Here is a 14807-nt window from a genome sequence, read left to right as displayed (position 1 = left end):
CCCCTAACTACTCTGTACACGGCTATATTATGCTTGATGCAACAGAAACGATATGTTAACTGATGACTGATTTAATTGCTTCCTCTTGACCGACTAAAGACACATAAGGTTCCTGTAAATAACTATTAGCTGCTGTCATTGCTAACTTAGGACTGACTTTGTTAATGAGTTCAGGAAATTCATGATCAAATTCTATTCCTAAACCTAGAATTTCATACCAACCGTATATTTGAGCAATTTGTCCGTTAGTTTGTTTACCCAGGGCATACTGTCCCAAGATTTTATTTTTAGCTGTTTGCAGTTCCTCCGCAGATAGTTCTGTATTACACAGTCTTTCTACTTCTTGGCGCAATCCATCGAGAGCTATACTGGTATTTTCTGGTGCTGTCCCCATATACACTATAAATGAGGCAGGAAACAGGCGTGTAGAGTAAATAGCAGAGACTTCATAAGCTAAACCTCTTTTTTCTCGTAATTCCACAAATAAGCGGCTAGAAAGCCCATTTCCCAAGTATGTAGATAATAATTTGAGGGCGGGGTATCCAGGGGCGCTGACTGATGGACCCATATAACCCAACATCACAATTGACTGTTGTGTATTTAAGGGTTTGAGACAAGATTTTGGTGTAACAGAAATAGCAGGTGAATCTAGTATATGCCTTGGTTGATCTGGTGGTTGCCAATCACCAAAAACTTTTGTGACTAATTCTTGTGCTGCTTCTGGTGTAATGCGTCCAGCAATACTGATGACCATGTTATCTGGACGAAAATGAACTTGGTGAAATTCTGCTAAGTCTGTACGAGTTATACTGCTAAGAGTGGTTTCTGTACCTAAAACCGACCGAGAATAAGGGTGTTCTTGGTACATTGCTTGTCGCATTTGTTCAAAAGCCAGGTTAAAAGGTTGCTCTTTTTGGGAGCGAATGTCTTGCAGTGCTAACCGTTTTTCTAGTTCGATTTGGTTTTCGGGAAATGTGGGCGATCGCAATAACAAACCAGACAATGCTAAAATTTCGGCAAAATCAGCAGTTACTGTTTTCAACGACAGCAAAAAATAATCTGTACCCGCGTCAATACTTAAACTCGCACCCACAGACTCGACTTTTTCCGCAATTTCTAAGCTGGATAAACCATCACAACCTTTTGTCATCACTGCTGATAACAAATGTGCTAAACCTGCTTTTTCTACTTTTTCATAACAGCTACCTGCACGGATAAAAATTCTCCCCGCAATAATATCCGCTGCTGGGTTTTCTGCTACCAATAAAACAATGCCATTTGGTAATACGGTGCGATAGATAGAAGTTTTAGAATTATTTATATTTTGCATTCTTGCTTTTAACAGGTTAATGATGGAAGGAGGCGGCTAGGTGACAGGTGACAGGTGACAGGTGACAGAAATCAGGAGTTCAGGAGTTATTTATTTTGGATTTTGGATTTTGGATTTTGGATTTTGGATTGTTTTTGTCAAATCCAATCTAAAATCTAAAGTCTAAAATCTAGAATTTTCTTCCCCTATACCCTATTCCCTTGTTACTGTCACCTGTCACCTGTTCCCTGTCACCTATTAATATGGTTTGAGAATAGTAACTGCGTAATTTTGCGGTGAAAGATAATTTTGTGCTAATTTTTGCAGTTCTTGAGTATCAAAGGACTGAATTTGCTGTGGGTAGGTAACGGCTAATTCAGCTTGGGCTATTGTATTATAGTAACCATAAAGAGATGTTAACTGATTTGGTGTTTCCGTTGCAAAGGCATAATCATTACAAAGTGATATTTGCGTGCGCTTCAGTTCTTGCTCGCTAATACCTGTTGTTTGCAAATTGTGTAAATGCTCCTGAATTAAATTCTCTACTCTATCCAGATATTCTGGTTCTAACCAAGCGGTAATTGTCAATAAACTTGACTCCCTTTGTAGGGAAAAATTACTACAAATTGCCTGTACTAATTGTTTGTCTTCTCGTAAGTCATGCACTAACCGGGAAGTTCTTCCTTGTGCTAATATAACTGATAGCAAATCTAAACCATTTGCATCTTTGAGTTGTTCTACTCCTGGTGCTACCCAAGCCATCATTAACCGCGCTTGCTCTAGGCGTGGTAATATTAACTCCTGTTTTTGAATGCCTGTAATTATTGGTGGTGCTATTTTCTCAGATACAGGAAAATTTGCGTCATCACTAAATTTTGTAAATGTTCTATTGACAATTTCCCAAGCTGTGTCCTGTTCCACTCCCCCCACAACTACTACTGTCATGTTTTCTGGTTGGTAGTGGGAACGATGAAAACACCGCATTGCTTCTGGTGAATGCTGCATTAAATCATGCTCAGTACCTAATATAGAACGTCCGTAAGGGTGGTTTTGATAGACGTTTTTCAGTAGTGCTTCAAATCCTATGGCATCAGGATCATCTGCACAAGCACGAATTTCTTCTAATACTACATCTCGTTCCCGAATAAATTCATCTGCGGAAATTGCCGCATTTCGCAATAGTTCGCCTAAGTGGGGTAAGGTGTCTGCTAGGTAAGGGGTAGCTGTAGCTAGGTAGTAGTGTGCATAATCATGGCTCGTCGCTGCATTACTCACACCACCCATTTTTTCAATGTTATAATCAAATTCCCCTGGTGCTAAGGTGTCTGTACCTTTAAATATCATGTGTTCCAAAAAGTGCGCCATGCCAAACCACGGTTCTGGTTCTAAGTTTGCTCCCGCACGCACCCAAATATCTGCCACTACTACAGGGGTAGCGGGTATCTCCTGATGAATAAATGTCAAACCGTTGTCTAGGCGCAAAACCGAGGCTGGAAACACTGTGTTGGGTATTTGGTTGGGTATGTAGTTTGTCAATTTTTTGTAGGTTCAATTATAATTTGACCTATTTTTTTCATTTTAACTCTAAATTTTATTTATTTTTGTATCAACATATACAGATTTTTTTGCTATCAGCTAAATTGCAGACGTTGACTGGTGATACAATTTTGGATTTTCCTCCCCATTTTCCCCGGTCTTCTTTAATTGAAATCGCGGTTTTTCATACGTTCAGGACTACCTGTAGGAATAGCAGCAATTAATTTTTGTGTATATTCTTCTTTGGGTTGACGATAAATACTTTCTGCTGTACCTGATTCCACAATTTTACCTTGATTCATGACTAAAATGCGATCGCTCATAAATTTGACCACACTTAAATCATGGGAAATAAAAATATAAGTCAATTGAAATTCTTGTTGCAGTTCTTTTAACAAATTCAAAACTTGCGCTTGTACGGAAACATCCAAAGCGGAAACTGACTCATCACAAATAATAAACTTAGGATTTAAAGCTAAAGACCGAGCAATACAAATGCGTTGACGTTGACCACCAGAAAATTGATGGGGGTAGCGTTTCATGTCATCAGCACTTAATCCCACTCTTTCTAAAAGTTCTGCTGCTCTTTCTTTTCTTTGTTGTTGGGTTTTTCCCACAGAATGAATTAACAAAGGTTCTATAATTGCTTCCCCAATTTTCATTCTAGGGTCAAGAGAACTAAAGGGATTTTGAAACACTATTTGCATTTCCCGTCGCAATTTCTGTAATGGTTCTCCTTGGAGGTGAGTAATATTTTGCCCATCAAAAATAATTTTACCCGCCATTGGTTGAATCAATCTTAATAAAGTTCTACCTAAAGTAGTTTTACCACAACCTGATTCTCCTACCAATCCTAAAGTTTCTCCTGGGTAAACTGCAAAGGAAACGCCATTTACCGCTAAATGATAACGTTTTGTCCCTCCAAAAACTCCCCGAATCGGAAACCCAACTTTCAGATTATCAATTTGTAAAAGTGGTTTTTGTGAGGTGATATTTTCTAATCTTGAGTTAATTTCTTCTTTAGTAACTTCTGGTGGTCTTGCTGGTTCTTGGGCTTGAATTATCACTTGACCGTTGGCATTTTCTTCAACAATCATGTAATCAGAAACAGTGAGCAATTTTTGAGGACGACGGTTCAGAGTAGGACGACAAGCGACTAAACCTTTAGTATATGGATGTTGAGGATAAGTAAATATTTGTGAGGCTGAACCATATTCAACAATTTTACCTTTATACATCACTGCAACTTGATCAGCAATTTCAGAAATTAAGCCCAAATCATGACTAATAAAAATCATCCCCATGTCGCGGCTTTGTTGTAATTCCCGCATCAAATCAATAATTGTTGCTTGTACCGTTACATCTAAAGCTGTAGTCGGTTCATCAGCAATTAACAGTGATGGATTACAAGAAATTGCCATTGCAATCATTACCCTTTGTAACTGACCTCCAGAAAGTTCATGAGGGAAACGTTCTAACATTGCTGCTTTATGTTCCTTCACTAATTGCGCTAACTGAAAATCACTGGGTAGAGGTGTTTTTGGGTGAGTTATATGCCAATTATCGAGATATTGCTGTTGTATTTTCTCATCACTAGGTAAAAGTTTAACTTCTTGTAAACCTGCGATCGCAATTCTTTTGGCTTCAGTTATACTAACTTTTTGATGTCGCATAATTGCTTCTGTTAGCTGAAAACCAATGTTATAAACCGGGTTTAAAGAACTCATAGGTTCTTGGAAAATCATCGCCATATCTCCACCCCGGTAAAGCTGCATTTCTTCAGCAGGTAAAGCTAATAAATTCAGAGGTTTAGCATTTTCTTGGGGACGAAACAAAATCTCTCCCCCACTCACCTTACCGGGATATTGCAACAAACCCATAATTGCCAATGCTGTAACTGATTTCCCACTTCCAGACTCTCCCACTATTCCTAGAGTCTCACCTCGACGTAAATTAAAGCTGATATCATCCACAGCTTTCATCTGACTACCATCACCGGAAAATTCAACTTGTAGATTGCGAACCTCTAAAAAAGTCTCTCTCATAAGTCTGGGTTAGTAATTAACGAGGGAACAGGGAACAGAGTATAAAAGACTATTTTATATCAAGTCTGTTGAAATAGTTATCATATCTGTGAGGTTTGGTAATGGGTAATGGGTAATGGGTAATGGGTAATGGGTAATGGGTAATGGGTAATGGGTAATGGGTAATGGGTAATATTATTCCCAATCACCAATCACCAATCACCAATCACTATAACTTAGGTAAAATATCTGGAATCAAATTACCAGGAACTTTAGATAAAGCCAAATTTTGTCCTTGGATACCTAACTCATTATGAAAAGTGCGAATTATTTTGACTATATGGTTGAAAGTTGTGTGATAACCTTCTGTGTTCTTTACCAATCCAGCCAAAGCTTTTACATGATTATCTAAAGATGCTTCTAAATGCTGAGAAATATTTTTTTTATCACCCTTAAAAGATGGATCTGTAACTAATTGATAATGGGCTAAAGCCAAGTTATTCTGTGTTGCCAAAACATCAAAACTGAAATTCATTTGATTTAGAGAATTAACCAGCACGAGAGTTTCTTCATAAGTCTTGATGCACAATTGTAGGAAATTTTGGCGAATTTCCTTAGTTACTTGTGGTAAATTTGCTATATGCCAATAAGCAGTAGCCAGATTATTCTTGGTAGCAGCACAAGCAACAGGAATATTATTTGGTGTCCGATATTTCAAAGCTTCCTGGTAAAAATCAACTGCTAATTGTAAATTTTCCAATGGTGTTTCATATTGAGATAAATTCCAATAAGCAGTACCAATATTATTTTGAATCATACCATATTTAATTGGTTCATCTTTAGGTTGATAGTGAGCAAGTGCGAAATTATAAGCTGCGATCGCTTTCTTGAGATGTTCCACAGGATCACTATATTGTCCTAAATGCCAGTATGCAGTCCCCAAGTTATTTTGGCAAGCAGCATATTTTAAAGGATCAATTTCTTCGGTGCGGTAGCGCAGTGCTTCATTGTAAGCTTTAACTGCTTCCTGCCAATTTTCCACCGGGTTAGAAAACCTTGTTAAATCACCATAAGCTGTGGCTAAATTATTTTGTACACGGGCATAAATTTCCGGTTGACTATCAGGTGTAATCAGTTTGATGGCTAACTGATAAAATTCTATTCCCTGCTGGATATAAGTTTTTGCTTCTTCACTATTTCCTGGTGTGCGGTGCAACATCCAATATAGTGTTCCCAAATCATTTAAAGTATCTGGAAGTTGGGGTGAAGTGTCATCATTGCTAACAGCTTCCTGATAGGCAATAATAGCTACCATCAAGTTTTCTAAACTTGACTGTCCTTGTTCAATGCGGAGACGATATAACGTTCCTAAGTTGTGATAAGCTACTGCGAGTTCTTCCCCAGAAGCTTGCTTAATTTTTAATTTTTCAATTTCCCAAAGTAGTTGTTTTGGTTGTAAGTTTTCTTCTGCATCTTCAGCAATATTCGGATTTAGTGATTCTTTGAATAGTGACATCAATTCATCACTAATATGCAAGAAAGATGAAAGCTCAGGTATAATATCTTCCTTGGTAGATGTTGTCGATGATGGCTGTGATTCATCTTCTAGACTTACAGAAGTATCTTCCAAAAAATCATCATCTTCAGTAAAATTAAATTCTTCAATAGCCTTGTTAATCTCCTCTTGTGAGGTGATTGATTCATCAACAACTGATTTTTCTAGATTGCCTAAATCAACACTTCGCAAACTAGAGAAATTTTCTGAATAACTGCGATTTTCTAACGTTGGTGTTGGTTCTCCAGTAAAGATAAATACACCAGTTCGACATTGCCAAAATTTCGGTGCTGATTGCTGAATAGCATACAACCAAGGACGAGGAACCCAAAACAACAAACTAGATTCTAAAAATGAACTGGTTTCTTGGGTAGAAAAATACTGTTCACTTAATCGAAGATAGTGCAGAAACAAACGCTGTACCGCTACTGATTGTTTCGTCAGCAGTTCCACACCTACAATCTGAAATGCTGGTATTGGTAAAGGACGGCCAGGAGTGTCTTTTGATTCCCCAACCACAGGAGGAGGATAATTAGCTAACCATTGATTTATCTGCGCTATGGGATTGGGATCATTTAAATTTAGTCGTAATGTGACTAATCGTGGATAAGCTGGAGTGCTAATTCCCTCTGTCTCTACTGGGTGATATAACACTTGCCCCACTGGATAAGCCAAGGTAGAATGCAACCGAGTAGCTACTTGATTTCTCAAGTGTAAGTCATCACATACAGCAAAAAATATTTGTCGTCGCAAACCTATACTCAGAGCAAATTTTAGGCGTTGATATACTTGCCGATTCAAGGTAAAAATATCTGTAGTTAAAGTTTCATTCACGCTCATAGTGGCTACAACAGCCTAAATACAATATACATAACTGATTGAAAAATCTCCTTATTTTGATTTTCAAGTAAATGTATTTTGTTCAGGATGAATCAATTTTTCTAGGATTAATCACGATAAACGTATATATTTATACTTAAATTCTCTTTAATTTTAGCAAAAAATAAAAAAAATCAGGTTCATCCTGAGATGGAAACCTGAAAATCTGAAAATATTAAATTTTATTAAATTATTTTGCTTTTGTTTTTAGTTGGCATTAGACACGGCGAAGGCGACAAAAATTAAACCACCTACCAAAAGAGCAGCAGCAATTCCTAAAATAATATAGGTGCGCTTTTGTCCATCCGTAGGTGGTTCTGCTTGATAAACCTTGGGTTCTTGGGCAAAATTGTTGAGAAGACCGCCTTCTTCGTTGGTATAGGGCATGAAGTTTTTCCTTGTTATCTTCTTTTATTTAATGTGCATTCATTATATAGCAACCAGATTTGATTTTTAATAGCTGTAAAATAGGAAGTGGATATATCCCCGACTTATTCAAAAAGCTGGGGATTTGGATATTACGTTTTTTACAGTTCAGTTACTTCTCCAGAGTCAAAAGTTGATACAAATGTTTACAAATTGCTATAAAAATTAACACAATTGTCGATACATCTGGATCATTGATCAGCAATTATTTTGACTCACATTCCCGTTTGGTGATAAAATGCCGATAACGAAACATCGCTTCTAACTGCAATTGAATTAACCAACCACTGACAAATTCCACCCCATCACCACCAGGCATAGAATAAGAAATATTATCAGTTAATCTAGTCTTTCCATCTTCTTCTGTAAACTCATGACGATGCACCCAAGACTCAAAAGGTCCCGATATTTGTACATCAGTAAACAACCGATATTGTTCAAAATCTGTATGACGCGCTAACCAAGTTAAAGGTAAAGGTCCAAGAAATAATTTAAACTCAGTTATTGCACCTTCATCCAGTCCACCTTCCCGACGCAATACCTGTACAGGTTGCCAAGGTGGAGTGAGTAGTTGTAAAATATCTTGTCTTTCATGGAATTTCCAAACTACTTCGACAGGTGCGTTAATAATAGAAGAATGAGTAAAGTACAGCATGAAACGAAAACCTTAACCTTAACCTTTAATGTAAGTATTCAGCTATCAGTAATCAGTCATCAGCTTTTACCTAGAGTTAGATAGGTTTGTCATAAAATGAGCAGAATGTTGTCAAATCCCACAAGTGTTAATGAGAGAAAGTTACAGGTGAGTATTGATGTTTTTCTTCTTTTTTGCTGATGGCTGATGGCTGAATGCTTACCTTTTAATTATCCTTCATATTCGGTATCTATTTCAATATCTAGCGTATCTTCATCAATTCTGATATACAAAATATTCGGACGACAACAAACTTGACAATCTTCTACATAAGTTTGCATCATTCCTGCACTAATATCAATAAAAGTCGTGTTTTCTTCACCACAATAAGCACAATAAAATTCTGATGTATTTTGCATTCTATTTGTTGGGTAATTTGGGTAATATTTATGGACGTAGACAGAGTAGTTAGGACATCAACTATCATGAAACTTTTACTAAAAAAAGGTTTTACTCCTGACTCCTGACTCCTGACTCCTGACTCCTGACTCCTGACTCCTGCTATAATCTTTATTTAACTGGGGAAGCGGAACGAAAATGACTCGTTGCTTCATGTAAATGTTTTATTAGTGTAGACTGGGGTAAAGGTCCTTGCAAGTGATTCCAAGGTAAAATTTGCTCAGTAGACCAATGACTATAAACGTAAAAATCTAAATCGGGAATTTTCCCTTTTAACTCTTTAAAAGCACGTTTATAACTTCCCAAAGAATCACCAAAATCACGAGTTAATTCTAACAGATAAGATAATCTGCGATCGCCTCTCGATAACAAAGTTTGTATAATAGACCAATTATAACTTTCTGGACGAAAATCTATACCTTGGGGTTTTAGCTGTTTTTGTAAAAACTGTAACCGCTTTTCAGATTGTTTATTTACCCCAAACCACTGAAAAGGAGTGTGTGACTTAGGTACAAAAGTGCTACATCCTAGAGTTAACCGCAAACCAGAAGCAGCTTTTTTAACAGCTTTCATTATTGCTACCGTTGCATCTAAATCTTCCGGTTCTTCCCCCGGAATACCCACCATCCCATATAATTTTAAACTAGATAAACCCCCGGCTTTTGCATTTACAGCAGCTTGGATAATTTCCTCATTATCTAATTTTTTATTAATAATTTGACGTAAATTTTCCGAACCACTTTCTACAGCAATAGTCAAAGAACGAGTATCACGTTTTGCTAAAGTTGCAGCTAACTTTTCTGTAACCGTATTTGTTCTTACCGAAGCAACACTCAACCGCACATCATCATATTTTGCTTGACTAATATAATCTAATAACTCAGAAAATTCAGGATGTTGTGTCACCGAAGCACCCAATAAACCCAGACGGTTAGTAACTTTTAAACCCTGTTCAATAGCAGGAATTAAAGATTTTTCTAAACTCGCAGTTCTAAAAGGTAAAGTTAAATAACTTGCTAAACAAAAGCGACACATTTCAGGACAACTCCGCACCACTTCCACCATAAAAATATTTTCCCAAGCTGCTTTTTCTGTCACGATAGTAGAAGCAGAAAGAGTATTTCCTCGATAAGTTTGCTTTTGAATAACTGCGGGAATATCACTATCACGAGGATGAATAGATTTTATTTCTCCATCATTGCTAAAATATTCAACATCATATAAACTCGGAATATAAATTCCCGGTACTTGCGCTAAACGTTTTAATTTAACTTCCCGCTGGGCGTTTCTAACTTCTTGATAAGCATCAATAAAACTACTTAATAAAATTTCCCCATCACCCAACAAAACCACATCAAAAAAATCGGCAAAAGGTTCAGGGTTAGCAGTCAAAACCGGACCACCACCAAAAACGAGAGGATGATTTTCGGTTCTATTGCTTGCACGCAGAGGAATATTTAAAGATTCCAAAAGATTAAAAATATTCACATAATCTAATTCCCAAGACATAGAAAAACCTAAGATTTCTGGATGTCTAGGAAGTTGTTCTTGAATATCAGTAAATAAACGACTTACTTGTAAATCATCACGCATTGCTAAAGTTGCCCAAACCACCTGATAACCAAGACTGGTTATACCCACAGTGTACTCATTGGGGAAAGCAAAAATTAAAGGAATAGCGTCATTTTTAGGGTTTGCTGGGGTAAATAAAAGCTTTTCCGAATCAAATGCAGATGATGTCACAGGTCTTTATAAAAAGTTATCTACACACAATTATAAACCAAGTTAGCAGAAAATAGTAGATTCAGATAAAATCAGAAAAATTAACATTTGGAAAATCTGTAAATTATCAATTTACATCTGCGTTTATCTGCGTTCATCTGCGTTAAATTAATATCTTCCTGAAAATACATTATCAACATTCAGCCGTATCTGCTCACATCTGAAAGCTGATTACTGATTACTGAATACTTACTTATATTTAATTTTCAACCAGAGAATAATAAAATTGAAAAATAAAGTTATGCCATTAGCCATAATAATTGGTACAGCACCCAAAATCATCCCATAAATCAACCACAAAAACAACCCAGTCATAAAAGTAATCAGCATCACAAAAGAGACATCCTTAGCTGATTTTGTTTTCCAGGTTTGGAACATTTGCGGTAAAAATGCGATAGTTGTTAATGTTCCTGCGGCTAATCCCAATGTGTTAATAAAATCCATTTTCTTGAATGGTGAAAATTAAGATATTATCATATAATATAGCAGTTTACGGACGGGCAGGATGCCCATCCCACAAGATAGGACAAGATAGGATAATTTATTTTTTCTGCTTCTGTTTTTTCAGATATTCTTTAGCCCACGTAACTCTGCCAACTCATCTGCTAATAATTCACAAATTATAGTCATAAATTCCTGCGATATAAAACCTAGACAAAGCTAGACTTTACTTTCTACTTCAACGGGAGCATGGGAGCGGTTATCCCTCTGTAGACTTTCACGCTGTAGCCCAACGCGATTGTGTTCCAATTAAGTTTCTGAAAAAGACTACCACCATCATTGCTTGGTTTTCGCGTCGGCAATAGTCTCAATTCAATACTTGATATCACCGTATTATATATCAAGTAGTTGATTTTTTCCTGAAAATATATTGATTTTTGTCAATATAAGTATAGTTTTGTCTATGAAATTGTCAACTTAGGACAAGCTCACTCTTGATTATGGGTGGACAATCTGAGAGGATGTTTTAAAATTTGTATTATCTATTCAAAGCAAATGATGATTGTGAATATTGGCATAGCCAATTAGAGTATAACGAATAATCAATAGTAAAAATAAAACTCTATAAGGTATAAAAACCCTATAGAGTAGTATTTATATAAAAGTGGGCAGTACCAGACTCGAACTGATGACATCCTGCTTGTAAGGCAGGCGCTCTACCAACTGAGCTAACCGCCCGTGTTTTCCTGACTTAATTAATATAGCACAGGCTTTTTAAATTTTGCAAGGGGTTGGGAAAAATTTTTTTTTGGGGAATAGGAATTACGCAAGATTCGACTCAAAACCTGATTCTTGCGTGGGGGTAACTCATGAATTACCCCTACCGATCTTCTCCAGAGACTATCAATGAAGATCAGAAGTCGGGGATCTGGGTATACTGAAGTTTGACTTTTGACTTTTACTTTTGACTTTTGACTTCTAAAATATGCCCTCTGGACAAACACACGATCGCATTACTATTTGGTCTGTACCTGTGGTAGCAGGTATAACTTTAATTTCCACCCGTAGCAGTAATGTGACGTTGTTGGTTGCTGGGGGGTTTATGTTTGGTGGTTTGATGTTTGGTCCTGACTTGGATATTTATTCTCGTCAGTTTCAAAGGTGGGGTTTTTTGCGTTGGATATGGCTACCTTATCAAAAAAGTCTGCGTCATCGGTCTTTTTTATCCCACGGTCCAATTATTGGTACTACGTTGCGGGTGGTGTATCTAACCACATTTTTAGGAGTTGTAGCGATTTTGCTTTTGGTGATTTTCGCTAAATTGGGTAATGTGGCTTTGAACTGGGGGGAAGTGTGGGGAAGTGTGGGAAAGACTATATCAATATATTATGGGGAATTTTTCGCTTTGTTTTTGGGGTGTGAACTCGGTGCAATGAGTCATTCTCTGAGTGACTGGACTGGTTCAGCTTATAAAAGGTTTCAAAAGCAAGGTGTACAGGGATTGCTACCAAGTGGCAAAATAAAAAAGCGTAAAGTTAATAGTCGTGGTAAGCGTAGTTCTCAACCCAGAACTAATAAAAGCCGCACTAAGTAATATTTAATAGATTTAAAACCGCAGAGTACACAGAGAGCGCAGAGTTTAATTGATTATGGCAGAAAATCACAATCCAACATTGGCAGCGTTACAAGATTTAATTGATGTAGTGGCAAAATTGCGATCGCCTGATGGTGGATGTCCTTGGGACTTAGCACAAACACCGGAAAGTCTGACACCGTATATAATTGAGGAAGCTTATGAGGTGGTAGACGCAATTCAAACAGGAGATAAAAAAGCGATCGCTGAAGAATTAGGAGATTTATTATTACAGGTAGTTTTACAAGCACAAATAGCCAGTGAAAAGGGTGATTTTACATTAAAAGAAATTGCCGAAAGTATTTCTCAAAAATTAATTCGTCGTCATCCTCATGTATTTGGTGATGTCACAGTAGAAAATGTAGATGAAGTGCGTCAAAATTGGGAAACTATTAAAGCTGCGGAAAAAGGAGAAACTTTAGAAAAGCAAAAATTGAGTGATAAATTAGATCGTTATCGTCGCAGTCTTCCCCCATTAAATGCAGCAATGAAGATATCTAAAAAAGCTGCTGCTGTGGGTTTTGAATGGAATAATATAGAGGAAGTTTGGGATAAATTTCACGAAGAATTAGGAGAATTTCAACAAGCGTTAGCTGAAGAAACACAGGAAAGACAGGAATCAGAATTAGGTGATTTATTATTTGCCATAATTCAATTAGCGAGATGGCATAAACTTGATCCCAGTGCAGGTTTACAAGGTACAAGTTTACGATTTATTCAAAGATTGCAAAAAATGGAAGATGTCATAGATCGTCCCCTAACAAATTATAGTTTAGAAGAATTGGATGAACTTTGGCAACAGGCAAAAGCTAAACTAGCTAAAGATTAGGGACTGGGGACTGGGGACTGGGGATTGGGGATTGGGGAAAAAGTTTATTTTTAGATTAAAGTTAGTTAAATATCAGCCAAAATCTATATAATTTCCTTGATCTCATTTCCTATTATTTGCTGGTAATTCAGTTTTTTGTCAGTATTCAGCCGTCAGCCATCAGCTTTCAGCTTTCAACGCTAAAATATAAAGGAAAATAGTAAATGCACAGAGTGTAAATTTCCTCAATCAAGGCTGCTAAATTTTTATTTTTGCTGTTATAAGCTGATTGTTGATTACTGATAGCTGAATGCTTATTTTTTTTATATTTCCTATTCCCTATGGGTTATTCCCTATTGCTGATTATCTCATCAACGTCGAGAAATTAAATTATAGAATTTATCACTAAAAGCCTATAATAGAAATATATGTGATATTGATATAACTTTCAGATAAAATAGGAATGAATCAAGAGGTTGACTAAATTTCCCTTGAAAAAAGCTAAAAACAAACATAAAAACAAACATTATAACCCCCGATTTTAATGGGGTGCATAACATGAATTTTCATCGGTCTAGCAAAAAATCTCAAGCTAAAGAATCTACATCTACAGAATCCCCAAAAGAGGAAGATAAACAGAACAATTTATTCCCTATTGTCGGGATTGGAGCTTCTGCGGGGGGATTAGAAGCATTTACACAATTATTGAAATATTTGCCCACAGATACGGGTATGGGATTTGTGCTAGTTCAGCATTTGAACCCCCAACAAAAAAGTATGTTGACAGAAATACTGTCTCGTACAACCCAAATACCTGTAACTGAAGTACAGGAAGGAATGACTGTAGAACCGAATCATATTTATGTGATTCCCCCTGGTGCAACAATGACCATTAATCAAGGGGTGTTAAAACTTCAACCCCGTGAAAAAACCTATCAACAACCAATGACAGTTGATAGTTTCTTTTTTTCCTTAGCAGAAGACTTAAAAAACAAAGCCATTGGCGTTATCTTGTCAGGGGGTGATGGAGATGGAACAAGGGGGTTAGAAAGAATCAAGGCAGAAGGTGGTATTACTTTTGCTCAGTGTGAGGAATCAGCCAAAGTTAGTAGTATGCCGAATACGGCGGTAGCTTCAGGTTATGTAGACTTTATCCTTACACCCCAACAAATTGCTGAGAAACTGGCCAACCTTAGCAGTCATCCCTACATCAAGCATTCAAAAGCAGTTGCACAGACTGAAGTTATGCCAGAAGAAAAAGATGGACTGTTAAACCCACATTCCGCACTTCAAAAAGTAGCATAAACAAACTACATTGACG

At 36.9% G+C, this 14807-nt stretch carries 12 protein-coding genes and 1 tRNA gene; 3 read left to right on the top strand and 10 right to left on the bottom strand.

What is annotated here, in order from left to right; translation table 11 throughout:
* Positions 1-55: 55 nt before the first annotated feature.
* The 10 genes from K2F26_RS19840 to K2F26_RS19795 form a co-directional block, all read right to left on the bottom strand.
* The gene (locus K2F26_RS19840; protein WP_220609172.1) at positions 56-1330 is read right to left on the bottom strand and encodes a M16 family metallopeptidase; all 1275 of its coding nucleotides are present in this window, start codon (positions 1328-1330) and stop codon (positions 56-58) included.
* A 237-nt stretch (positions 1331-1567) separates the two neighbouring features.
* Positions 1568-2809 (bottom strand): M16 family metallopeptidase, encoded by a 1242-nt coding sequence (locus K2F26_RS19835; protein ID WP_220611959.1) that lies wholly within the window; start codon positions 2807-2809, stop codon positions 1568-1570.
* 200 nt (positions 2810-3009) lie between these two features.
* Positions 3010-4890 carry an ABC transporter ATP-binding protein gene (locus K2F26_RS19830; RefSeq protein WP_220609171.1) on the bottom strand — a complete coding sequence of 627 codons (1881 nt, stop codon included), beginning with the start codon at positions 4888-4890 and terminating at the stop codon, positions 3010-3012.
* Positions 4891-5098: 208 nt separating this feature from the next.
* Positions 5099-7264: a tetratricopeptide repeat protein gene (locus tag K2F26_RS19825; protein WP_220609170.1), complete on the bottom strand. Its 2166-nt coding sequence runs from the start codon at positions 7262-7264 to the stop codon at positions 5099-5101.
* Between the two features lie 246 nt (positions 7265-7510).
* Positions 7511-7690, bottom strand: a complete 180-nt coding sequence (gene psb34, locus K2F26_RS19820; protein WP_220609169.1) for a photosystem II assembly protein Psb34 — start codon at positions 7688-7690, stop codon at positions 7511-7513.
* A 244-nt stretch (positions 7691-7934) separates the two neighbouring features.
* Entirely contained in the window at positions 7935-8384 is a 450-nt protein-coding gene (locus K2F26_RS19815) for an SRPBCC family protein (protein WP_220609168.1), read from the bottom strand.
* A gap of 209 nt (positions 8385-8593) precedes the next feature.
* On the bottom strand, positions 8594-8782 hold the full coding sequence (locus K2F26_RS19810) for a CPXCG motif-containing cysteine-rich protein (protein ID WP_220609167.1): 189 nt from the start codon (positions 8780-8782) through the stop codon (positions 8594-8596).
* A 151-nt stretch (positions 8783-8933) separates the two neighbouring features.
* Positions 8934-10565, bottom strand: a complete 1632-nt coding sequence (locus tag K2F26_RS19805) for a B12-binding domain-containing radical SAM protein (RefSeq protein WP_220609166.1) — start codon at positions 10563-10565, stop codon at positions 8934-8936.
* A 228-nt stretch (positions 10566-10793) separates the two neighbouring features.
* Entirely contained in the window at positions 10794-11048 is a 255-nt protein-coding gene (locus tag K2F26_RS19800) for a SemiSWEET transporter (protein ID WP_194051095.1), read from the bottom strand.
* A 662-nt stretch (positions 11049-11710) separates the two neighbouring features.
* A tRNA-Val gene (locus K2F26_RS19795) sits at positions 11711-11783 on the bottom strand.
* A gap of 247 nt (positions 11784-12030) precedes the next feature.
* Between K2F26_RS19795 and K2F26_RS19790 the strand changes: the two genes are divergently transcribed.
* The 3 genes from K2F26_RS19790 (at position 12031) to K2F26_RS19780 (ending at position 14791) form a co-directional block, all read left to right on the top strand.
* Positions 12031-12639, top strand: a complete 609-nt coding sequence (locus K2F26_RS19790; RefSeq protein WP_220609165.1) for a metal-binding protein — start codon at positions 12031-12033, stop codon at positions 12637-12639.
* Positions 12640-12694: 55 nt separating this feature from the next.
* Entirely contained in the window at positions 12695-13507 is an 813-nt protein-coding gene (gene mazG, locus K2F26_RS19785; RefSeq protein WP_220609164.1) for a nucleoside triphosphate pyrophosphohydrolase, read from the top strand.
* Positions 13508-14044: 537 nt separating this feature from the next.
* Positions 14045-14791 carry a chemotaxis protein CheB gene (locus K2F26_RS19780; RefSeq protein ID WP_220609163.1) on the top strand — a complete coding sequence of 249 codons (747 nt, stop codon included), beginning with the start codon at positions 14045-14047 and terminating at the stop codon, positions 14789-14791.
* Positions 14792-14807 lie beyond the last annotated feature (16 nt).

Origin of the sequence: Sphaerospermopsis torques-reginae ITEP-024, from assembly GCF_019598945.1 — a bacterium.
In the GTDB taxonomy this organism is placed as follows: Bacteria; Cyanobacteriota; Cyanobacteriia; order Cyanobacteriales; family Nostocaceae; genus Sphaerospermopsis.
The sequence above is the reverse complement of the archived record's forward strand: the minus strand, read 5'-3'. Positions and strand labels throughout refer to the sequence as shown.